This window comes from Nocardia sp. NPDC057668 (genome assembly GCF_042799795.1).
Lineage (GTDB): Bacteria > Actinomycetota > Actinomycetes > Mycobacteriales > Mycobacteriaceae > Nocardia.
In genome coordinates this window covers 142,176-163,045 of record NZ_JBHVIC010000006.1, presented here as the reverse complement: position 1 = coordinate 163,045, position 20,870 = coordinate 142,176, and the positions used below count along the sequence as shown (strand labels likewise).

The 20,870-nt window shown below is 68.8% G+C and carries 17 protein-coding genes; 12 read left to right on the top strand and 5 right to left on the bottom strand.

The features are described from left to right. Nucleotides 1-36 precede the first annotated feature (36 nt). Together ACFVBH_RS31445 and ACFVBH_RS31440 are read left to right on the top strand one after the other, a co-directional pair. A complete protein-coding gene (locus ACFVBH_RS31445; protein WP_379007204.1) occupies nt 37-909 on the top strand; it encodes a haloalkane dehalogenase in 873 nt (290 codons plus the stop codon). Between the two features lie 186 nt (nt 910-1,095). After that, complete coding sequence (locus tag ACFVBH_RS31440) at nt 1,096-2,124, top strand: RNA polymerase sigma factor (protein WP_379007202.1); 1,029 nt, start codon at nt 1,096-1,098, stop codon at nt 2,122-2,124. A 113-nt stretch (nt 2,125-2,237) separates the two neighbouring features. On the opposite strand, the gene ACFVBH_RS31435 is transcribed toward ACFVBH_RS31440, so the two are convergent. Beyond that, nucleotides 2,238-3,143, bottom strand: coding sequence for an LLM class flavin-dependent oxidoreductase (locus ACFVBH_RS31435; protein WP_354988623.1), 906 nt, complete (start codon nt 3,141-3,143; stop codon nt 2,238-2,240). Between the two features lie 397 nt (nt 3,144-3,540). Here ACFVBH_RS31435 and ACFVBH_RS31430 point away from each other — a divergent pair, with 397 nt between their 5' ends. The 7 genes from ACFVBH_RS31430 to ACFVBH_RS31400 all read left to right on the top strand — a co-directional run bounded on the left by ACFVBH_RS31430 (nt 3,541) and on the right by ACFVBH_RS31400 (nt 11,614). Continuing rightward, nucleotides 3,541-4,608, top strand: coding sequence for a DUF1707 domain-containing protein (locus ACFVBH_RS31430; protein ID WP_379007200.1), 1,068 nt, complete (start codon nt 3,541-3,543; stop codon nt 4,606-4,608). Nucleotides 4,609-4,619: 11 nt separating this feature from the next. Beyond that, entirely contained in the window at nt 4,620-5,399 is a 780-nt protein-coding gene (locus ACFVBH_RS31425) for a DUF1707 domain-containing protein (RefSeq protein WP_379007198.1), read from the top strand. Nucleotides 5,400-5,802: 403 nt separating this feature from the next. Next, entirely contained in the window at nt 5,803-7,641 is a 1,839-nt protein-coding gene (gene dnaK / locus ACFVBH_RS31420) for a molecular chaperone DnaK (RefSeq protein WP_354988620.1), read from the top strand. Then, on the top strand, nt 7,638-8,243 hold the full coding sequence (gene grpE, locus ACFVBH_RS31415) for a nucleotide exchange factor GrpE (protein WP_379007194.1): 606 nt from the start codon (nt 7,638-7,640) through the stop codon (nt 8,241-8,243). Before dnaK ends, grpE begins: the two co-directional genes overlap by 4 nt. A gap of 72 nt (nt 8,244-8,315) precedes the next feature. Further along, nucleotides 8,316-9,491: a molecular chaperone DnaJ gene (dnaJ, locus tag ACFVBH_RS31410; RefSeq protein ID WP_354988618.1), complete on the top strand. Its 1,176-nt coding sequence runs from the start codon at nt 8,316-8,318 to the stop codon at nt 9,489-9,491. Further along, on the top strand, nt 9,491-9,889 hold the full coding sequence (locus ACFVBH_RS31405; protein WP_354988617.1) for a heat shock protein transcriptional repressor HspR: 399 nt from the start codon (nt 9,491-9,493) through the stop codon (nt 9,887-9,889). The genes dnaJ and ACFVBH_RS31405 overlap by 1 nt, the downstream gene beginning before the upstream one ends. Nucleotides 9,890-10,441: 552 nt before the next feature. Further along, nucleotides 10,442-11,614, top strand: coding sequence for a globin domain-containing protein (locus tag ACFVBH_RS31400; RefSeq protein WP_354988616.1), 1,173 nt, complete (start codon nt 10,442-10,444; stop codon nt 11,612-11,614). A gap of 128 nt (nt 11,615-11,742) precedes the next feature. On the opposite strand, the gene ACFVBH_RS31395 is transcribed toward ACFVBH_RS31400, so the two are convergent. The 4 genes from ACFVBH_RS31395 to ACFVBH_RS31380 all read right to left on the bottom strand — a co-directional run bounded on the left by ACFVBH_RS31395 (nt 11,743) and on the right by ACFVBH_RS31380 (nt 15,741). Beyond that, a complete protein-coding gene (locus tag ACFVBH_RS31395; RefSeq protein WP_379007191.1) occupies nt 11,743-12,369 on the bottom strand; it encodes a hypothetical protein in 627 nt (208 codons plus the stop codon). A 238-nt stretch (nt 12,370-12,607) separates the two neighbouring features. Beyond that, nucleotides 12,608-13,393 carry an FAD-binding oxidoreductase gene (locus tag ACFVBH_RS31390; RefSeq protein WP_379007189.1) on the bottom strand — a complete coding sequence of 262 codons (786 nt, stop codon included), beginning with the start codon at nt 13,391-13,393 and terminating at the stop codon, nt 12,608-12,610. 75 nt (nt 13,394-13,468) lie between these two features. Beyond that, complete coding sequence (locus ACFVBH_RS31385) at nt 13,469-14,629, bottom strand: FAD-binding oxidoreductase (RefSeq protein ID WP_354988612.1); 1,161 nt, start codon at nt 14,627-14,629, stop codon at nt 13,469-13,471. Between the two features lie 134 nt (nt 14,630-14,763). Further along, the gene (locus tag ACFVBH_RS31380; RefSeq protein WP_379007187.1) at nt 14,764-15,741 is read right to left on the bottom strand and encodes an NADP-dependent oxidoreductase; all 978 of its coding nucleotides are present in this window, start codon (nt 15,739-15,741) and stop codon (nt 14,764-14,766) included. Nucleotides 15,742-15,987: 246 nt separating this feature from the next. Here ACFVBH_RS31380 and clpB point away from each other — a divergent pair, with 246 nt between their 5' ends. The 3 genes from clpB (at nt 15,988) to ACFVBH_RS31365 (ending at nt 20,665) form a co-directional block, all read left to right on the top strand. Continuing rightward, a complete protein-coding gene (clpB, locus tag ACFVBH_RS31375; protein WP_354988610.1) occupies nt 15,988-18,543 on the top strand; it encodes an ATP-dependent chaperone ClpB in 2,556 nt (851 codons plus the stop codon). Nucleotides 18,544-18,629: 86 nt separating this feature from the next. Further along, nucleotides 18,630-19,493: a DUF5666 domain-containing protein gene (locus ACFVBH_RS31370; RefSeq protein WP_379007185.1), complete on the top strand. Its 864-nt coding sequence runs from the start codon at nt 18,630-18,632 to the stop codon at nt 19,491-19,493. Nucleotides 19,494-19,591: 98 nt separating this feature from the next. Beyond that, entirely contained in the window at nt 19,592-20,665 is a 1,074-nt protein-coding gene (locus tag ACFVBH_RS31365; protein WP_379007183.1) for a hypothetical protein, read from the top strand. Nucleotides 20,666-20,870 lie beyond the last annotated feature (205 nt).

Below are 20,870 nucleotides of genomic sequence, written 5' to 3'. Positions count from 1 at the left end.
CCGGGTGAAGGCAATTCACTCGGAAGGACGAACACCATGGCAACCGTCGACGTACTCGACTCCTACCTCGCCTACACCGACGCCGGCAGCGGTGCGATCCCGGTCGTGTTCCTGCACGGCAACCCCACCTCGTCCCACATCTGGCGCAACGTGATTCCGCACATCACCGGCGAAAACCGCGCGCTGGCACCGGATCTGATCGGCATGGGCGACTCCGGCAAGCCCGAGAGCGACTACCGCTTCGCCGACCACGCCCGCTACCTCGACGCCTGGTTCGACGCGCTCGGCCTGGACCGGGTGGTGCTGGTCGGGCACGACTGGGGCGGCGCGCTCGCGATGGACTGGGCCGCACGCCATCCCGGGCGGGTGCGCGGGCTCGCGGTGGTGGAGACCTTCCTGCGTCCGATGAGCTGGTCGGAGATGCCGCCGCAGGGCGCGGAACTGTTCCGCCGCTTCCGTTCTCCGGAAGGGGAGGAGATGGTGCTGGAGAAGAACATGTTCATCGAGTTCAACCTCCCCGCCTCCACCCGCAGCCTGTCCCTCGACGCCCTCGAGGCGTACCGCAAGCCGTACCCCACCCCGGCCTCGCGCAAGCCGATGCTGGTGTGGCCCCGCGAGTTCCCGCTCGACGGCGAGCCGGCCGACGTGGTCGCGATCATCGAGAACTACGGCCGCTGGATGGCCGAATCGCCCGAGGTGCCCAAGCTCGTCATGGGCGTGGAACACGGCGTCGGGCTCGGTTCGGCCGAGGCCATCGCCTGGGCGGAGCGGACTTTCGCCGCCGTCGAGACCGCGAACATCGGCCCGGCCGGACATCACTGCCCGGAGGATCAGCCCGACGCCATCGGGACCGCCGTGGCCTCGTGGATCGAGCGGCACGCCCTGACCGCGGTGCGGGCGGTAGCCTGATATCGCCGTGGCAGGGCCGATCACGGGGCCGGAGCACGCCTTCGCCCCGTGATCCCCGCGGGATCGGCGATGTGCGCGGTGGGGGAATTCGGTTCCCGCCGCACTCGACTCGGAGCTTCGCCTGCCGACCGGTGATCTCCGCCGAAAGTCCTTGCGCGCGGAGGCCCGCGTGCACAAGCTGGCGGTATGTCGATTCAGTCCGGCTCTCCCGAACCCGCAGCGCTGGAGAGCCGTTCGCTCGGTCCCACGCCCGCGCGCGACTCGGCACCCGATGGGGCGAGCGAGCGGGATGCGGTCGCGGGCGCTCCCGGTCGGGAGTCGCTCGCCGTCGAGCGGTGGCGCGTTTCTGCCGAGCGTGGGTCGGACGCTGCCGACCGCGGGCCGGACGCCGCCGAGCGCGAGCTGGTCGCTCGGGCCGTGGCGGGGGACCGGGCGGCGGTCTCGGACGTCGTTCGGCTGCTGCGGGATCCGATCTATCGGCTGGCGCTGCGCATGGTGTGGCGGCCGGCCGACGCCGAGGACGCCGGGCAGGAGATCCTGCTGCGGGTGGTGGGCAGCCTGGGTACGTGGCGGGGCGAGGCCAAACTGCTGACCTGGGCGTACCGCATCGGGGTCAACTACCTGCTGAATCTGCGGCGCAAGACCACGCAGGAGGCGAATCAGGTCAGCCTGGACGAATTCGGGGCCGACCTGCGGGACGGCCTCGCCGAACAGGATTACCGGGGACCCGAGGCCGTGCTGCTCACCCACGAGGTGCGGCTCACCTGCACCCAGGCCATGCTGCAGTGCCTGGCCCGCGAGGAGCGGATCGCCTTCGTCCTCTCGGAGATATTCGAACTGAGCTCCGCCGAGGCCGCCTGGATCGCCGACATCACCCCGGCCGCCTATCGAAAACGCCTGGAGCGCGCCAAGAAACGACTCGGCAACTTCCTCACCGCGAACTGCGGGCTCGCGAATCCCCAGGCGCCCTGCCGGTGTTCGCGCCGGGTGGACCGGGCGCTGCACCTGGGACGCGTGAATCCGCGCGAGCCCGTGTTCGCCGCCCACCCGATCACCCCGGACGGGCGCACCGTCGCCGAGGCCGAACGGCAGATGGTCCGCCTGCGCGACGCCGCCGCTGTCCTCGGCGCGCACCCGGACTACGCGGCCCCACGGGCGCGCGCCGACGCGATCGCCGCGATCCTGGAATCCGGCGGTTTCCCGCTGCTGCGCTAGCGGTTCGCGGCGGTGGTCCGGACACCGGGAACCCCGGGCGCGGTGCGGGTTTCGGACCGCGCGCCGGGTGAGCTGCCCGATGTCCGGCGGCGCGTGTACGGAATCGCGCGGCCCTATCCGGCCATGGCCACTTCGCCGAGTCTTTCGCGAACGGCGGGCACGACGTCGCGGGCGAAGCGCCGGACCTGATCCACGTCGAGGCTCGGCGGCCAGAAGATGAAGGTGTCGAAGCGCGCGTTCCGGTGCAGGGCCGCGATGATCTCCGCCCACTCCGCGGCCGAGCCCCGGATCGGATCGGCGCCGCGCGGTCTCGGATGCAGGGCGCGGTCGCCGATTTCGCCGGGCAGGGCGGCCATGCGGGTGATGGCCCGCGGATCGCGGCCCGCCGCCAGCGCGGCGCTGTCGATGCGATCCTGCGCGTTGCGCCACTGCTCCCACGGCAGCCAGGCCGGCAGCGGCGCGACCCAGCCGTCGGCCGCACGTCCGATGAGATCGAGGGCGCGCGGGCCGATGGCGCCGAGCCACAGCGCCATCCGGTGCGCGGGCGCGGGTCCGCCCGGCAGCCCGGCCACCGTGTACTCGGTGCCGCGCACGGTGACCACCTGTCCCGGTCTCCAGGCGGAACGAATGATCTCCATACCCTCGGACAGGGCTCTCAGCGCGGCCGCGCCGCGTGATCGCGGGCCGCCCAGGGCCAGCGCGCCCTCCTCGAAAGCGCCCGTCCCGACCCCGAGTTCGAAGCGCCCGCCGCTGATCAGGTCGAGGGTGGCCGCCTGCTCGGCGAGCATCGACGGCCGCCGCAGCGGCATGGTCGCGATTCCCGAGTACAGCGTGATCCGGTTGGTCGCCGCCAGTGCCGGTCCCAGGACCCCGAAGGCGTCCCCGTGCTCGGGGGCGTACGGATGATCCTGAATGCCCACCAGATCCAGGCCCTCGTCCTCGGCCGCCCTCGTCATATCCAGTACATCCGCCAGCGCGGTTGCCACGGGCGGGATAGAGATGCCGAACCGCACTCCCATCTGGCCTCCTGAGCTGGGCTGACAACTGAGCTAGATCTTTTCCCAGACCGTCCGAAAGCCGGGTATTTCGGACACTCCGCGTGTCTGATTCCCGGGCGAGTCGCGTTGCGGGCCGCCCGCGATCGGCCGCACCCCGCGCAGTTGCCGTGCGCGGGTGGAGGTTCCGCGTCCGGAAGCGGGTTGGCCGGGCGCGCGCACTCGCGCCCGGACACGCAGTCGCCGGGATGCACGCCGCTGTGCCGGGCATCGATCACTCCGCGCGCAGCCCTTCCCGGGATCGCCGTCGTCGTGGTGTGAGCGAGCATTCGGGCGTGTTACGGCGGGGCGGCTCCCGCCTCGCCGGGCCGGGCCGGGCTTCGGCGCGCCCGAGGCGGGCACGGGCCGCTACCATCCGCTTGTGAGTGCGAGATCGGCCGATACGTCGGGTTCTGCCAGCGCCGGGCGCATGCGGGCGCGGGACGTGGACCGCGTGAACGTCCGGGCGCGGCTCGACGCCGCCTACGAGGAGGGGCAGCTCGGGGCGGCCGAGTATCACGACCGGTCCGAACGGGCCGGGGACGCAAAAACACTGGGTGAACTCGACCGGCTCGTCGCCGATCTGCAGGCCACCCCCGGCGCGACCCAGACGCGGGTGCCCACCGCGCGGCCGAGCCGGCGCGGCAGCGGGTATCCGCCGCGGACCCGGGCGCGGGACGAGGACCGGGCCGCCGCCTGCGCGCTGCTCGACGCCGCGCTCGCGGACGGGCAGCTGCGCGCGGCGGATCACCGCGCGCTCACCGAACTCGCCGGCGAGGCCAAGAGCCTGGGTGAGCTGGCCGACCTCACCGACGACCTCCAGCGCCCGGTCGGCACACCGGCCGATGCCCGGCCGCCGACGTCGGTCCGCGGCTTCCTGTTTCCGGTCGCCATGGTGACGGTCAGCCTCGTCGCGGCGGTCGGCGCCTTCGTGTGGGCGCATCAGCCCGAGACCCCGCCCGCGCCGCCGCCGGCGGTGGAGCTGGGCGCGATCACGCCGAAGATCATCGGGACCCCGAACTTCACGACCGGCGCGGGCATCGCGCAGTTCCGAGACGACTACCGCGCCAAGTTCGGCACCACCCTGGTGGACGAGGTGTCCTTCTTCGAGGCGCACATCTCGGTGACGCAGTCGCCGCAGCCGAATCGGATGGCCAAGTACACCTATCGCAGCGGCTTCGAATTGAGCACCGCGCCCGCGGTTCGGCAAACCACCACCGCGACAGCGGATCTGGCCGAGATCGACACCGCGGCGCTGGACAAGCTGCTGGCCGAGGCCCCCGCACTGCTGAAGGTCGAGAACGGCGCGGTCACCCATATCGGGTTCGAGCCGCAGCGCGGCGGCCCACCGGTGCTCAGCGTCTACGTGGACAACTCCTTCGAGGAGCGCGGCAATCTGACGGCCACCCCCGCCGGTGCGATCCTGCGGACATCCCCTTTCAAGGGTTAGGCGAGGCGACGATGGTTTCTCAGCATTCCGGCCTGCGGGTCCGCGACTCCGATCGGGTCGACGCCTGCTCGCTGCTCGATTCCGCCCGTGCCGCAGGCGAATTGAGTGAATCCGAACATACCCAGCGCACCGCCGCCGCGATGCGGGCGCGCACCTTCGGCGATCTCGACGCGCTCATCTCCGATCTCCAGATTCCGCGAAACCTGGTGGACGCCCCGCTGATTCGGCCCGAACGGCGACTGCCGCGGCGGCGCTGGATCGCGGCCGCGGGCACGGTGGCGGTGGCCGCGCTGCTCGGCTCGTTCTTCGGCTGGGTGAGCGAACCGGATCCGCCGCGCACCGCGCGCACCGACGGCACCACCGGTCAGGGCTTCGGCAGCTTCCTCGCCGCCTACCGGGCCGAGTACGGGGACTCCCCGGTCGACGACGTGACGCTGTACCCGGACTACGTGCGGGTGGACCGGCCGATCGAGGGCAATCGGTCCGAGGACCTGACCTACCGCGACGGCCGTTTCGGCAACTCCTCGACCAGTTCGCGCAGCGGCAGCACCGAATCGTTCCAGCTCACCGATATCGACGTGCGGGCGATCGCCGCGATCCTGGCGGGCGCGCCGCAGACCCTGCGCGTGCCCGGCGGCGCGATCAGTCATGTCTCCATCCACCGTTCGCCCGGCGCGACCGATCAGAGCCCGGTGGTGACCGTCTACGTCACCGACGGCACGCAGCAGGGGCATATGGACATCGCCTTCTCCGGCGAACCGCGCGAGGTGTTCCCCGAAGACGGGAAGTGAGCCCGGGGCGCGCAGCCCGACGACGCCGGCCGGGTGGTCCGCCCCGGCTCGCGGACCCCGGTCTACCCGGGCGTGCTCACCCCGAGCGCGTCGAAAGTTGCGCGTCCTTCGATCACAATCCGGACCCGAACCCTGGTTAGAGACCGTTCGGTATGCACACAATGGCACTCGGCCCGGCGTCCCGGGATTTTTTTCGAGCCCGGGAATACATCTCCGAAGCCGCTCGTTGGTGCAGATCAGACACAAGTTGAGCGAGTTCGACTCAAGTTAGAGTTGCATCCGATAGACAATCGATGCAGGATTGAGCTGACCACGCTCAGTGTTGCTGTGGACCATGCCCCGCCGTATCGCGGGAGCGAGGTCCAGTGGCATGGACGCAGGTAATCAACTAGGAGGAAACACCATGGCTCGTGCGGTCGGTATCGACCTCGGGACCACGAACTCGGTCATCGCCGTTCTCGAAGGCGGTGAGCCGGTAGTCGTCGCCAACTCGGAGGGTTCGCGCACCACCCCGTCGATCGTCGCCTTCGCCAAGAACGGCGAGGTTCTCGTGGGTCAGCCCGCGAAGAACCAGGCGGTCACCAACGTCGATCGCACGATTCGGTCGGTCAAGCGCCACATGGGCGAGGACTGGACCGTCGAGATCGACGGCAAGAAGTACACCCCGCAGGAGATCTCCGCGCGCACGCTGATGAAGCTGAAGCGCGACGCCGAGGCGTACCTCGGTGAGGAGATCACCGACGCGGTCATCACCGTCCCCGCCTACTTCGAGGACGCGCAGCGCCAGGCGACCAAGGAAGCCGGCCAGATCGCGGGCCTCAACGTCCTGCGCATCGTCAACGAGCCCACCGCGGCGGCGCTGGCGTACGGCCTGGACAAGGGCGACAAGGAACAGTCCATCCTGGTCTTCGACCTCGGTGGCGGCACCTTCGACGTCTCGCTGCTCGACATCGGCGAGGGCGTCGTCGAGGTCCGCGCGACCTCCGGCGACAACCACCTCGGTGGCGACGACTGGGACGAGCGCGTCGTGACCTGGCTGGTCGACAAGTTCAAGGCGTCCTCGGGCATCGACCTGACCAAGGACAAGATGGCCCTGCAGCGCCTGCGTGAGGCCGCGGAGAAGGCCAAGATCGAACTGTCGTCCTCGCAGTCGACCTCGATCAACCTGCCCTACATCACGGTCGACGCGGACAAGAACCCGCTGTTCCTCGACGAGCAGCTGACCCGCGCCGAGTTCCAGAAGATCACCGCTGATCTGCTGGACCGCACCCGCAAGCCCTTCCAGTCCGTCATCAAGGACGCGGGCATCGCCGTCGGCGACATCGATCACGTTGTCCTCGTTGGTGGTTCGACCCGTATGCCCGCCGTGTCGGAGCTGGTCAAGGAACTGACCGGCGGCCGTGAGCCCAACAAGGGCGTGAACCCGGACGAGGTCGTCGCCGTCGGCGCCGCCCTGCAGGCCGGCGTGCTCAAGGGCGAGGTCAAGGACGTCCTGCTGCTCGATGTCACCCCGCTGTCGCTGGGCATCGAGACCAAGGGCGGCGTGATGACCAAGCTCATCGAGCGCAACACCACGATCCCGACCAAGCGGTCCGAGACCTTCACCACGGCCGACGACAATCAGCCGTCCGTGCAGATCCAGGTCTTCCAGGGTGAGCGCGAAATCGCTTCGCACAACAAGCTGCTCGGCTCCTTCGAGCTGACCGGCATCCCGCCGGCCCCGCGTGGCGTGCCGCAGATCGAGGTCATCTTCGACATCGACGCCAACGGCATCGTGCACGTGACCGCGCGTGACAAGGGCACCAACAAGGAAAACACGATCAAGATCCAGGACGGCTCCGGTCTGTCCAAGGAAGAGATCGATCGCATGGTCAAGGACGCCGAGGCGCACGCCTCGGAGGACAAGGCCCGTCGCGAAGAGGCCGAGACCCGCAACCAGGCCGAGTCGCTGGTGCACCAGACCGAGAAGTTCATCAAGGACAACGAGGACAAGGTCCCGGCCGACATCAAGACCAAGGTCGAGGCGGCCATCGCCGAGGCGAACGAGGCGCTCAAGGGCACCGACATCGCGGTCATCAAGTCCGCGGTGGAGAAGCTCGCGACCGAGTCGCAGGCGCTGGGCCAGGCCATCTACGATGCCTCGGCGCAGGAGCAGGGCGCTTCGGCCAACGGCCAGGGCGCGCCCGACGCCGATGACACCGTCGTCGATGCCGAGGTCGTCGAGGAGCCGGAGAAGAAGTGACGAATCCGAACCCGGAGCAGGAACCGAATACGGTCTCGGGTGAGGTAGGCGAGGCCGCGGCGGAGGAATTCGCCGCGGCTTCGGCCGCAGATGCGCTCGCCGAGGACTCCCTCGCCGACGCCATCAGCGCCGAACTCGCCGAGCGCACCTCGGACCTGCAGCGGCTCACCGCCGAATACGCCAATTACCGCCGCCGCGTCGAGCGTGACCGTCAGGCCACCATCGACAACGCGAAAGCGACCATCGTGAGCGAATTGCTCCCGGTGCTGGACGATCTCGACCGGGCGCGCGCGCACGGCGATCTCGAGAACGGCCCGCTCAAGTCGGTGGCCGACAAGCTGGTCACCGCCCTGCAGAAGCAGGGGCTACAGGACTTCGGTTCGGAGGGCGAGCCTTTCGACCCGACCCTGCACGAGGCCGTGCAGCACGAGGGTTCCGGGCACGACCCGGTACTCGGCATGGTCATGCGCAAGGGCTACCGCTTCGGCGATCGCGTTCTGCGGCACGCACTGGTCGGTGTCACCGACTCGGTGGCGGATCTGAACGGCGCTGCCGCGCCGGACTCGGCGAACGGCGGTCCCGATGCCGCTGGCGTCGAGTAATACGACAGCGACCCCGACCGGGGTCCGGACACCGGTTCCGGTGTCGATCGAATCGAAAGGAGGGGATGCCCGGTGAATCGGGAGTGGCTCGAGAAGGACTTCTACAAGGAGCTGGGTATCGCCTCCGGCGCGACCCCCGAAGAGATCAAGAAGGCGTACCGCAAGCTCGCCCGTGACCTGCACCCGGACAAGAACCCGGGTGACGCGAAGGCCGAGGAGCGGTTCAAGACCGTCAGCGAGGCGCACGCCGTGCTGTCGGATCCGGATAAGCGCAAGGAGTACGACGAAGCGCGAAAGCTCTTCGCCAGCGGCGGTTTCGGCCGCGGCGGCTTCTCGCCCGGCGGTGGTTACAGCCAGGGCGGCGGCGGTTTCTCCGGCGACTTCAATCTCGGCGATATCTTCGGCGGGGCGCAGCCCGGTGGCGCCGACGGCGGACTGGGCGACATCCTCGGTGGTTTGTTCAACCGGGGCGGAACCCGCACCTCGTCCCGGCCGCGCCGCGGCAGCGACGTGGAAACCGAGACGACGCTGGGCTTCCGCGAGGCCGCCCAGGGCGTGACGGTGCCGCTGCGCATGACCAGCCCGGCCGCGTGCACCACCTGCCACGGCAGTGGCGCCAAGCCCGGCACCAGTCCGCGAGTGTGCCCGCACTGCAACGGAACCGGCGTGGTCAGCCGGAACCAGGGCGCGTTCGGGTTCAGCGAACCGTGCGACGACTGCCGGGGCACCGGGTCGATCATCGACGATCCGTGCGTCGACTGCCGGGGCGCGGGCATCCAGAATCGGACCCGCACCATCACGGTGCGTATCCCCCCGGGTGTGCGCGACGGACAGCGGATTCGGCTGGCGGGCCAGGGTGAAGCGGGTCTGCGGGGCGCGCCCCCGGGGGATCTGTTCGTCACCGTGCACGTCAGCCAGGACAAGGTCTTCGGCCGCAACGGCGACGATCTGACCCTGGTGCTGCCGGTCAGCTACAGCGAACTGGTGCTGGGGACAACGGTTTCCGTGCCGACGCTGGAGGGCCGGGTCGGCGTGAAGGTGCCCCCGGGCACCGCCGACGGCCGCACCCTGCGCGTGCGCGGGCGCGGTGTGTCCAAGCGCGACGGAGGCGCCGGCGATCTGCTCGTCACCGTCAAGGTCGCGATACCGCAGAAGCTGGACGATGATGCCACCGAGGCGCTGCGGCGCTACGCGGAGGCGGAGAAGACCAGTGGCTTCGATCCGCGTGCTGGATGGGCAGGTGCGTAATGAGTCATGATCCGAAGAAGGCCACCGAGGCGCAGTACTTCCTGATCTCGGTGGCGGCGCAGCTGGCGGGCATGCACGCCCAGACGCTGCGCACCTATGACCGCCTGGGTCTGGTGTCGCCGCAACGCACTTCCGGCGGCGGCCGGCGCTACTCGGACCGGGATGTGCAGCTGCTGCGCGAGGTGCAGCGGCTGTCCCAGGACGAGGGCGTCAACCTGGCGGGCATCAAACGGATCATCGAGCTCACCAATCAGGTGGAAGAGCTACAGCAGCGGGTCGCCGAACTCGGTGCGGAGGTGGAGCGGTTGCGGGCGGGCTACCGGCCGGACCTGACTCCGCCGCAGCGCAGTACGGCCCTGGTGGTGTGGCAGCCCCGCCATCGGCGGAATCTCCCGTAGCGGAGGTTCGGCAGCGACAGGCAGCGTCCCGGATTCCGGGGCGCTGCTTTTGTTTCGGGCGGGGGTGCCGGGTGGTGTTCGCACTGATGCGGTTTGTTGCAGGCAATGTGCTGAATTTAGTTGTGTGCGGCAAACAATGGTGTTGCGGGGGATGCGGGGTGGCGCCGGGGGTTTCGGGGTAATACATTTAGACCGGTCGGTTGGGAATTTGTGAATTTTGCTGGATTTGTCGTGAGCGACTTGGGGATTTCGGAACCGTCAGGGTTGCGGTGGGGTCGCTCGTTTTCTGAGTCTTGCAAAACGGATCACGCATGGTCGATGGGTGAAAACCCGTGTCGCACGGCGTTTCCTAGTTGATCAGTCTGTTTTCTGGGGAGATTGCTCGCCTTTGCCTGGTTTTCAGGGAATTGCAGGGGTGTGTTTGAAAGGTCCCGTTCCGTTGCTGGCAAACCTCGCCTACACTTGCTCACCAACGGCTGCTGTCGAGTGTCCCGCAGCACTGCACTCGCCGGATTCGCCTGTGTTCGAGTGCGAAATGGGGTTGTGACACAAATGGATTCGCGGACCGTCGCATTGATAAGAACGACGTTCAAGGCGGTTGCTGCGGAGGACGGCGGCCCCGAAAAACTCGCTCGATCTTTCTACGCCATCCTCTTCACCGATTACCCACAGGTGCGGGACTTCTTCCCCGCGGCCCTGGACGCCCAGCGCGACCGCCTCGTCAAGGCCATCGCCTACGTGGTGGACAGGCTGGAGGAGCCGGACAAGCTCCTGCCCTTCCTCGCGCAACTGGGCCGCGACCATCGCAAGTACGGTGTCGTCGCCGAACACTATGCGGCGGTGGCCAAATCGCTGAAGACCGCGATGCAGGCGTACGCGGGCACCGAGATGTGGACCGACGAGGTCGAACAGGCCTGGGATGCCGGGCTCGGCGTCATCGCCGACACCATGATCGGCGCCGCCGATTCCGAGAGCACCCCGCCGGTGTGGACCGGCACCGTGATCGAGCACCGCGAGGTCCTGCGCAATCTCTCCATCGTGCGCCTGCAACTGGACCAGCCCATGCAGTACGCGGCCGGCCAGTACATGAGCGTGCAGGTGCCCTCCCGCCCCCGGATGTGGCGCTATCTCTCGCCCGCGATTCCCTCGAATCCCAGCGGCGAGATCGAGTTCCACATCCGCGGCGTCACCGGCGGCTGGGTCAGCCCCGCGATGGTCGGCCACACGAAGGTCGGCGAACGCTGGCTGATCGGCTCCCCCCTCGGCGGCCTCGGCGTCCCCCGCAACACCCGCCGCAAGATGCTGATGGTCGGCTGCGGCACCGGCATAGCTCCCCTACGTGCCCAGCTGATGGCCATGACCCAGCGCCGCTCGAACCCGAAGGTCGACATCTTCGTAGGCGGCCACTACCCCTGCGACCTCTACGACCTCGAGGTCCTGAGCCAACTGGCCCAGGCGAACAAATGGCTGACGGTCCACCCCGTCACCGAAAGCGAAGAAAATCCCTGGTGGCACTTCGACACCTCGACGGAGGAGCCGAAGGAGTACCCCGGCCTTGAACCCCGCCGGGTAGGCCAAATAGGAAAGATAGTGGCAAGTTTCGGCGCCTGGGAAGATCGCGACGTCCAAATAGTAGGCGCCCCCTCGATGGTCCAAACAACGAAGTTCCGCCTGATGGCGGCCGGGATCTCGACGAAAAACATCCGCCACGATCCCCTGTTCTAACGGGCGCGGGTCCCCCCAAACCCCCGCGCCGCTGCCGTACGACTGGCAGCGGCGCGGGTTCACCAACTCTTCCGCGTCGGCCACCGTCGAGATCGTCGTACGACACGGCTGCTCTGTGGAAGCCCGTGCTACAGCCACCCTGCGAGTTCGGCCACAGCTTCGGTGGCAGAGGCGATTTCATCGCGAGCCGCCCGGCACGACTCCCGGATCTCGTCGAGGAACTCCCGCGACGCAACATCGCCGTTGGGCAGTGCCGTCAACGCACGCATGGTCGCGGTTTGAGCCTCTTGCTCCAGTCGCTGCAGCCTTCCCGGCGGCGGTGGGGTTTCGCCGGCACGAACGATGACCGCGGTCTGCCCGCTCAGCCGGAAGTCGAAGTCCCCGAGCAGTGTTTCCAGGGTCTGACCGGACAGCTCCGCCCGCGCGGGGCGCGGATCCGACAGAAGCGCGATCGCGTTCACGGCAAGCAGCGCGGACTGTACGACGAAGAACGACGTGTCTGACTCGTCCGGATCGAAAGATTCCGCCAGCTCTTCGAATTCTTCAACGGTCGCGGCCGAATCGCCGTCGTCGGCGTCACCGGCGGCCGCGCTCCACGCCAGTTCGAGGATGCCGGAAAGCTGTTCCCCCTCAACATGTTCCGCAAGGGCCTGAAAAATCCCGCTTCCGCGCTCCGCGCAGGCGAGGGCGAAGACGACGAGACCGGCCGGGCTCGTAGCGTGGAGCTCCCGGTAGATGTCGGCATTGCGAGTCAACCTAACTCTCCCCTCATTCTCTCCTTGGAGTATGGAGCGGCACCTACAGCAGGAGCTGTCGGCATTTATCGCCGACCTGCCAACCCTGACCTCGGCGGAGCTCGATCGCGTGTGCGATTCGGGCGCAGAGCTCGGTGCGGTTGCAGGAGATGGGGCGTCGCGTCCTTACCGCGGCCGACTTGGATGAGGTAATCGCCGAATAACCGGTTTGATCCGTGGTTAGCGTCCGGGCGGTTCCTCAGAAGGCCTCGTAGCGGATGTTTTCCATGGGCGTCCCGGTGTCGACCAGGATGTCGACCGTCGTCTCCACCGCCGTCATGCCGCCGCAGACCAGGATCTGCTGGTGGTCGAGGGGGGCGAACCGGGACAGGGCCGCGGCCAGGGGGCCGGGGACCAGCTCCTCGGGGTGGAAGCCTATGTCCACACGGCACTGGTCGTACCAGGGGTCGGGGTGGGCGGGGTCGTTGTCGGAGTCGACCACGGGAACTATTGTCAGCCAAGGGAGTTCGTTGCCGAGCAGGGCCAGCATGTCGGCGGCGTAGAGGTCGCGGGGGTAGCGGGCGCCGACGAACAGGTGGGTGCGGGGCGGGTGGGGGCGGCGGGTCAGGTCCAGGAGGAGGGCGCGCAGGGGAGCCAGGCCTACACCGTCGGCGACCAGGATCAGTTCCGCGGCGGCCTCGTGGACCGCGAGCCAGCCGGCGGGAGCGGTGATCCGCCACTCGTCGCCCGCGCGGGTGTCGGTCACCAGGGAACCGCTGCACCAGCCCCCGGGGACCGCGCGGACATGGAACTCCAGCTTGCCGTCCAGGGACGGCGGGAGCGCGGAATACAGGCGGCGCACCATGTTCGGGTGCTGCGGTGTGCGGACCTCCACCGACTGGCCGGGGGCGAAGGGCACGAACTCACCGATCAGGCGGACCACCGTCGTGTCCTCGCGCAGGCGGTGCACGCCGACCACGGTGGCGGTCCATTCGGTCACCGGGCCGAGGGGGATCTCACCGGTCTGGTCGGGGTCGAGGGTCACCGCACACTCCTGATCGTTCCACTACCGAACTGGTAAACAGCTGTCCTGCAAGGGCATTCGCCCGCAGTGATCGGACTACACCGGATCGGTGCTGATATTGCGCTCCGGCGTGCCGACCGCCATCAGCGCCCGTCTGGTGTCGGCGATCATGCGCGCCGACCCGGCGATCTGAATCTGCCGGTCCTCCCAGGCGCCGAAACTCGCCACCACCGCGCCCAGGTTACCGATCAGCCGCCGATGCATGCCGAACGGCGGATCCGCGGGCGCGTGGGGATGCCACCACGGGTTGGTTTCGTTCTCGCACACCGGAATAACGGTCAACCACGGGTTGCTCTGCGAGAGCTGCCAGAGGTTCTCCACATCGTAGAGATCGCAGGGATAGCGCCCGCCCATGAACAGGTGCACGCGCGGATTGATGCCGCGCCTGCCCATCTCGATCAACTGCGCCCGGATCGGCGCGATGCCGGTGCCGGAACTGATCATCAGCACATCGCGGCGGCTGCGCAGATCCACGTGCAGCCCGCCCAGCGGCGCCGCGATCATCCAGCGATCGCCCACCTCGGTCTCGTTGACGATGGCGGGACTCACCCAGCCGGTGCGCACCTTGCGCACGTGGAACTCGATCTCCCCGTACGGGTTGGTCGGAATGGCCGGTGACAAGTATCGCCACATCTTGGGCCGCTGCGGAATCGCGATCGGCACGTACTGGCCCGCCTGATACGGGATCGGGGTGTCCGACTGCAGCCGCACGATGGCCAGGTCGTCCACCACCCGGCGGTGCCCGACCACGGTGGCCTCCCAATAGGGCTGCGACTTATCGGAATTGGCGCCGATCGCCATGGACGCCGAGATCAGGATGGTGATGTCCTGCCACCCCTGCTCCAGCTCGCGGCTCCAATACCCGGTGCCGTTGTAGCTGCGGAACGCCGCCAGCAGCGCCCGGCCCGCCATGTCGTAGTGGGCGGCCTCCACACCGTACTTGCGGTGGTCGCGCGCGAGTTGCTCCAGGAAGCGCTGTGCCCGGTCCCAGTCCTCGAGATTGTCCAGCACGAACTGGATGGCCGTCATCAGCCGCTTGGGCTGCATGTCCATGGCGGAAGGAAAGAGTTCCCGCAAGCCGGGAATCTCTGCGAAGAGGTGACCGTAGAACGCGCTGATCAGCCGTTCGGGCCCGTGCGGTGCCTCTACGACTGTCCGGAAGTTTGCGCGGACCAGCGCTGCCGAACGCGCATCCACGACGTCGAACATTCCTTTCGTGTGCTGTACCCCGGACGCACCCGGTTCCAGGGCGCCCTCCGCGTCAAGTATCCCTGAAAAAACGGTGGTCGCACGGATATAGCCGGAGCAGGCCAATTTGTGTAACCCGAGGTTCAGATGACGAGCACCGTCTTACCACGCGCACCGGAGGCGCCGATAACATCGGGTGCTCCCTCCAGCGGCGGGGTGGCGTCGATCGGCACCACCAGATCGCCGTTGCCCACGTCGCGCAGCAGCTCCCGCAATTCCGGTGCGCCACCGGAGGATTCGAAATCCCCGCCGCGAATGCCGCGCCCCTTCAGATCGGCGCCCCCGGCGGACCCGGCGGTGGTGTAGGCCGCTCCGCCGTCCCGCACCAGCTCCGCGTTCGCGCCGAATCCGGCCGGATCGCTCACCAGATCGAAGAGCACGTCGACCCCGCCGGGTGTGCTCATTCGCACGGAATCGGCGACCGACAGCGGGCTCGATTGCTCCCGGGTGGGCGAATCGCCGACCGGGATCCGCCCGTAGTCGACCACCTCGGCCGCGCCCAGGCGAATCATCCGATCGGTGTCGTCGGGCCGGGCGGTGGCGATGACGTGCGCGCCCGCCAGCGCGGCCAATTGCACCAGGTAGGACCCCACCCCGCCGGACGCGCCGACCACCAGCACCCGCTGCCCGGCGGTGAGCCGCGCGGCGTGCACCAGATCCAGGGCGGTGATCCCCGCGGTCGGCAGGGCCGCGGCCTGGATGGAGGTCACCGAATCGGGCACCTTGGCGATGATCGAGGCGGCCGGGACCACGATGTACTCGGCGAAGGTCCCGTGCCCCACCGGCGGAATCAGGAACTTGCCGACCACCCGGTCGCCGACGCCGAAATCCTCGATGCCCGCGCCCACCGAGGAGATGACCCCCGCGCCGTCCACGCCGGGGATCATCGGGAACTCGTGCGGCAGCTTGCCGTCCAGGAAACCGTCGATGAGGCGCTTGTCGAACGGGTTGACCCCGGCGGCGTCGAGCTGGATCTGCAGGGTCCCGGGCCCGGCCTCGGGGGTCGGCATCTCGGTGACCTCGGCCCTGCCGCCGAACTCACGAACCACGATCGCGCGCATTGCTGCTCCATTCGTTCGGGGTGTATTCCGAGCCGAGCATGGGACGAGCGGGTGATGCGTCGACGAACGGCCTCATCGTAGGCCGATATGCCCCGTGTGCACCGTGATTCGGGCCAATCGGCCCGCCGCGCGGCGAGTAGCGTGAGGGGGCAGTGCGGCGGGGCCTGAAAATATTGAACTTGAGCGGAACAGACTCAACTTCTACTGCGTTGAAACCGGCAAAGCAATCAGTAGGAAAGGGGACTTGTGGACTCGTTCAATCCCACCACCAAGACTCAGGCGGCCCTGACCGCCGCCCTGGGAGCGGCCTCGGCGGCCGGCAATCCGGAGATCCGGCCCGCGCACCTGCTCGTGGCGCTGCTGGATCAGACCGATGGCATCGCCGCGCCGCTGCTCAAGGCCGTGGGCGTCGACCCCGCGACGGTGCGGGGCGAGGCACAGGACATCGTCGACCGTTTGCCCCGGGCCTCCGGCGCGACCACCACCCCGAATCTGGGGCGCGAGGCGCTCGCCGCGGTCACCGCCTCCCAGCGGCTGGCCACCGAGATGGGAGACGAATACGTCTCCACCGAACACCTCATGGTCGGCCTGGCCGCCGGTGACTCGGACGTCTCGCAGCTGCTGCTGAAGTACGGCGCGACCGCGGACACCCTGCGCGAGGCGTTCACCGCCGTGCGCGGCAACGCCCGCGTCACCACCGCCGATCCCGAGGGCAGCTACCAGGCGCTGGAGAAGTACTCCACCGACCTGACCGCCCAGGCGCGCGAGGGCAAACTCGACCCGGTCATCGGGCGCGACAACGAGATTCGGCGCGTGGTGCAGGTCCTGTCGCGGCGCACCAAGAACAACCCGGTGCTCATCGGCGAACCCGGCGTCGGCAAGACCGCCATCGTGGAGGGCCTGGCCCAGCGCATCATCGCCGGGGACGTGCCCGAATCGCTGCGCGGCAAGAAGCTGGTGTCGCTGGATCTGGGCGCGATGGTCGCGGGCGCGAAGTACCGCGGCGAGTTCGAGGAGCGGTTGAAAGCGGTGCTGGAGGAGATCAAATCCAGTGCGGGCCAAGTCATCACGTTCATCGACGAGCTGCACACGATCGTCGGCGCGGGCGCGACCGGCGAATCCGCCATGGACGCCGGCAACATGATCAAGCCGATGCTCGCGCGCGGGGAACTGCGCCTGGTCGGCGCGACCACCCTCGACGAATACCGCCAGCACATCGAGAAGGATCCGGCCCTCGAACGCCGGTTCCAGCAGGTGCTGGTCGGCGAGCCGTCGGTGGCCGACACCGTCGGCATCCTGCGCGGGCTCAACGAGCGGTACGAGGTGCACCACGGCGTGCGCATCACCGACTCGGCGCTGGTCGCCGCCGCGACGCTCTCGGATCGGTACATCACCTCGCGCTTCCTGCCGGACAAGGCCATCGACCTGGTCGACGAGGCCGCCTCCCGGCTGCGCATGGAGATCGATTCGCGCCCGGTGGAGATCGACGAGGTCGAACGCGCGGTGCGCCGGCTGGAGATCGAGGAGGTCGCCCTCGCCAAGGAGACCGACGAGGCGTCCAAGGCCCGGCTCGAGAAGCTGCGTTCCGAACTCGCCGACGACCGCGAGGTGCTGAACCAGCTCATGACCCGCTGGCAGAACGAGAAGCAGGCCATCGATTCGGTGCGCGTGCTCAAGGAGCAGTTGGAGACCCTGCGCGGGGAATCCGAGCGCGCCGAGCGCGACGGTGATCTGGGCACGGCCGCCGAACTCCGCTACGGGCGAATTCCCGCGCTGGAGAAGGAACTCGACGCGGCCGAGGCCAAGGCCGGTGTCGCCGCCGACGGTGAGGTCATGCTCAAGGAGGAGGTCGGGCCGGACGACATCGCCGAGGTGGTCTCGGCGTGGACCGGCATTCCGGTCGGCCGCATGCTCGAGGGCGAGACGCAGAAGCTGCTCCGCATGGAGGAGGAGCTCGAGCGGCGCGTCATCGGTCAGCGCGAACCCGTGCGGGCGGTGTCCGACGCGGTGCGCCGGGCGCGCGCCGGGGTCGCCGATCCGAACCGGCCCACCGGCTCGTTCCTGTTCGTCGGCCCGACCGGCGTCGGCAAGACCGAGCTCGCGAAAGCCTTGGCGGACTTCCTGTTCGACGACGAACGCGCCATGGTGCGCATCGACATGAGCGAGTACTCCGAGAAGCACTCGGTGGCCCGGCTCGTCGGCGCGCCCCCCGGCTACGTCGGCTACGACCAGGGCGGTCAGCTGACCGAGGCGGTGCGCAGGCGGCCGTACACCGTGGTGCTCTTCGACGAGATCGAGAAGGCGCATCCCGATGTGTTCGACATCCTGCTGCAGGTGCTGGACGAAGGGCGGCTCACCGACAGTCAGGGCCGCACGGTCGACTTCCGCAACACCATCCTGATTCTCACCTCGAATCTGGGAGCGGGCGGTTCGCAGGAGATGGTCATGAACGCGATTCGCGCCGCGTTCAAACCGGAATTCCTGAACCGGCTCGACGATGTCGTGATGTTCCATCCGCTGGACGAGGAACAGCTCGAGGGCATCGTCGACATCCAGCTGGAGCAGTTGCAGAAGCGGCTGGCCCAGCGTCGCCTGAACCTGGACGTGTCCGATTCGGCCCGTTTCTGGCTGGCCGTGCGCGGTTACGACCCGGCCTACGGCGCGCGCCCGCTGCGCAGGCTCATCCAGCAGTCCATCGGCGACACCCTCGCCAAGGAGCTGCTGGCCGGCGAGGTCAAGGACGGTGACACGGTCAAGGTGAACGTGAGTTCGGACGGCGATCACCTCATCGTGGGCAGGTAATCGCGGATCTCGGCCGGGCGGTGCAAGAGCACACCGCTCGGTCGAGTTCGCGGCTGCGGAGAGCTCGGCAGCCTAGGCTGGAGGTCATGACGAATCCGAGCGATCCGTGGGCGCGGCGGCCCGACGTGAGCCCGGGGGAGGGACCGACCGAGAAGATGGCGCCCGCCCCGGGGCAGGTCGGGCACACTTCCGATCCCGCGGACGCGTACGGGCCGACCGAGTATTTCGGAGTGCCGCCGGGTCCGGAGGCCACCCGCGTGATCCCGCCGCACGACGCGGGCTGGGGCGGGTACGAACAAGGTGCGGGGTACGAACCGACGGCCGCCTACCAGGCCGGAGCCGGGTACGTGCCGACGAGCACCTACGACACCGCGGGCGGCTACGTCCCGCAGCCGCCGCCGAACTACCCGGGCGGCCCGGGCGCGCCGGGCGGTTATCCGCCCGCCGGATTCCCGCGCCCGCCCGCCCCCGAGCCGCCGCGCAGAACCGGGCTGTGGATCGGGCTCGGACTGGCCGCCCTCGCGGGCATCGCGGTCATCGGCGTGGCGGTGGGAGTGCTCCTGGCCAACCGGAACACGCCCGAGTCGCCCACCGCCGCCGGAACCACCGCGGCCCCCACCTTCGTTTTCCCCAGCAAGCCGAACACCTCCTCGCAACCGCTGCCCAGCGGCGTGCCGCAGATCCCCGGCCTGGGCGACATCGATTCGCTCGGTGCGAATATGGGCACCATCGCCGCCAATGACGGCACCACCCTCACCATGACTACGCTGGCCGGCACTACGGTGACCGTGCACACCGACGAAGAGACACAGGTGATTTCGCTCGGCAGCACGAAGGTGGCGGATCTGCCGGTGGGTGAGATGGTCATGGTGCAGGGCGACAAGGGCGCCGACGGCTCGATCCAGGCCACGATCATCATCAGCACCTCCCTCCCCGGCGGGCCACGGTGAGCAGGTCCATTTCGGTTGTTTTCGAAGCTCGCAGCGCAGGGCGAAAATGGCAGAGCGTACCGGGCAATCTCCCGCCCGGCTGGATAGGGTAGGCGGCGATGACGGCTATATGGTTCGGGTTGGCGGCGATCGCGCTGGTGGGTGCGATCGTGCTGCTCTATTTCGATCGGCTGCAACGGCAGCGGACCGGTCACGTGCGCCAGGTCTGGGCGAAAACCCAGGGGTACACCTATGTTTCGGTGGAACCCTCGCTGGCCTCCACCTGGCGGCGCGGCGCGCTGGCCAAACTCGGCTACCTGTCCGCGGTGGACGTGGTCTCCGGCAATCGCAAGGGCGAGAAGTTCGTGCTCTTCGATCTGGAGGACGCCGCCACGCTGGTCGCGGTGCGCCGGCAGATCGGCTCGGACATCGATATCGACCTGCGCGTGAAGACCGCGCCCCCGCCCAAGGATCACGATCTCGAACTGCTCGGCGCGATCGGGGACCGCGTGGTGTTCGCCACCAACCCCGACATCGCCCGGCACGCGGTGGATCAGCGCATGGTGGCGTTCATCGAATCGCTGCCCGACTCCGTGCAACAGCTGTGGAGCGAGGGCAATTGGACCCTGGGCATGCTGCCGGTCGGGTCGGTCGCCAAGGATTGGGAGACCGCCATCGACGCGGTGCTGCGGCTCTCGGGCCTGCTGCACGTGCTGCCGCCGGTCATCAATTCCGAGCGCGGCCGCGACGAACTGCCCGAGCCCGGCAATTCGCGCCCGCTGCCCGAGGACGACGACTACGACGGCTATGACGCCGACGGGGACTACGAGCCCGAACGCACCCGCCCGGCCCGCGAGGCGAGCCCGCTGGTCGGCGACATCGCCGGGGGCGAGAACGAGGCCGAGGAAGCCGAATCCTGGCGTCCCGCACTGAAAGTGGTGCCGGATCCGCGCAATCGCCCGCGCCGCAACTGGCCGCCGGCCGCCGAGGACGCCGCCGCGGGCCGGCTCGACGACGACGAGTTCGACGACCGCCGCCCGGACGAGGACGACGACGATTGGCAGGGCGGCGCGGACCGGCGCGAACCGGCCGAACCCGAGGAGGGCTGGCGCCGCGACCAGGGCCGCAGCGCCCCGCCCGGCGGTCCCTTCCACCCGGGCTTCCGCCCGTATCAGGGTCCCGCGCCGCGGTGACCGATCCCGCTCGCATCGATGCTGCCGTCGTGACTCGTCACGGCGGCAGCGGTGTTTTCGCGGCCGGGCGCGCCGCCGGGTTCTCGCCCGGTCACGACGGTGTTTTCGCGCCCAGCCCCGCCCGCGACACACCGGGGAGATCGGGGTTCGGCCATTTGCGCGTGTACTGCCCGCACCCGAGCGCGGCAGGCACCACAATGGTGGC